1 protein-coding gene is annotated in these 1654 nt (G+C 70.4%); it reads right to left on the bottom strand.

The genetic code is table 11. The features are described from left to right. Positions 1-81 precede the first annotated feature (81 nt). A partial coding sequence (locus tag CCN72_RS35810; RefSeq protein WP_107430274.1) for an outer membrane protein assembly factor BamB family protein occupies positions 82-1654 on the bottom strand: 1573 nt, incomplete at its 5' end.

Genomic DNA, 1654 nt, shown 5'->3' with positions numbered 1-1654 from the left:
GGTCATGGCTCGGGTACCTCGGTGACACTCGGAAGGCCGGACGGCGGACGGAACGGGAGAAGGCCGGGAAGCGGGCCGGGCTCAGTTGCCGAAGGCCATGATCAGCTTCTCCTTCGACTGGTCGCTGCCGTTCAGCCGGCCGGCCGAGATGATGAAGCGCCCGTCGGCCCAGTCGATGACGCCGTTGTAGAAGGTGTCCTCGATCTGCGCGGTGCCCTGCGGGTTCTGGAGCAGCTTCACCGGGGTGTGGGTGGCGCCGGCGGTCGCGATCGAGACCACCTGGCCGCCCGCGTCGTACGACGGCTGCACATACGCGATGAGCTTGCCGCCCTCGGTCTTCATCGGCGCCATCGGCTCGTCCGCCGGGGACTTGACCCGCCACTTCGCGGTGCCGGTGGAGAGGCTGATCGCGACGATCTCGTTGGCGCTGGAGGTCGCCGACGTGGGCAGGTAGAGCGTGTCGGCGTCGGCCGCGACGCCCTGGCAGCCCTGGAGGTCGCGCTCCAGGATCGCCCAGCCGCAGCTCGGGGAGAACTTCTCGTCCACCTTGACCTGCGAGCGGAACTTGCCGTCCGAGGTGAAGGTGGAGATGTTCCACGTCTTCTTGTCCTCGTTGGTCAGATAGACCACCAGCGGGTTCATCGAGTACACCCGGCTGACCTGCCAGCCCTTCTTGAGGGGCTGGGTCCACTTCACCTTGCCGGTGGCCGGGTCGAGTTCCTGGAGCTCGTCGTGCTCGGTGCTGGTCGAGGCCGCGCAGGACGCCACCTGGACGAGCCGGCCTGCGCCGCCCGCGTACCCGGCGGGGAAGCAGGCGTTGCCGTAGCGCTTCTTGTCGTACAGCTTCTTGCCGCTGTCGATGTCGTAGGCGGTGCCCGACTCGGAGCGGCCCACCATCAACGTGCTGCCCGCCACGCTCAGTTCGACGTTGAGCGCGCTGTCGAACAGCCCGCCGTCGGCGACCTGGGCGTTCCAGCCCTTCTTGCCGGTGGCGAGGTCGAGCTGGGTGAGCTGGTTGCACTTGGCGTTGTCGCCCGCGCCGTTCATGTACGCCACGACGACCTTGCCGTCGTCCGACTTCTGCGGGGTGACGGCGCAGATCTTCTGCGGGAAGTCGACGGGTCCCCAGGGGGAGGAGCCGTTGCCGGTGTCGTAGGCGAAGACCTGCTTGTACGCCGCCTTCACCACGGTGTTCCCGGCGACCCACATGCCGGGGGCGTCGGCGCCCGAGCCGGGGGCGTCCGGTGCCGACTTGTACCAGAGCACCTTCGCCTCACCGGACGCGCGGCCCTTGTTGAGGTCCTCGGGGTCGTCGCCGCCGGTGGCGGACGAGGAGGCCGAGGGGGCGCCGGACGAGGTCGGCGCGCTGCTGCCGCTCTGCTCGGCCACGGGCTTCTTCTTGCCGTCGCCGCTGCTGGTGACGGCGTAGACGGTGCCGGCTATGACGAGCAGCGCGGCCGCCGCGGCGCCCACGATCAGCGCCGTCTTCTTCTTGCCACCGCCCTGGGGCGGGAAGAGGCCGCCGGGGGCGGTGCCGGGCGCGCCGGGGTACGGCGGCTGCGGCGGGAAGCCGTAACCGGGCTGGGGCTGCTGCCCGTAGGGGCCCGGCTGCTGGGGCTGCTGCGGGTACCCGTAGGGGCCGGGGGTCCCAGGG

Source organism: Streptomyces murinus (genome assembly GCF_002154555.1).
GTDB lineage: Bacteria > Actinomycetota > Actinomycetes > Streptomycetales > Streptomycetaceae > Streptomyces > Streptomyces murinus.
Note: the sequence above shows the minus strand (reverse complement) of the source record. Positions and strands in the feature narration are given on the sequence as shown.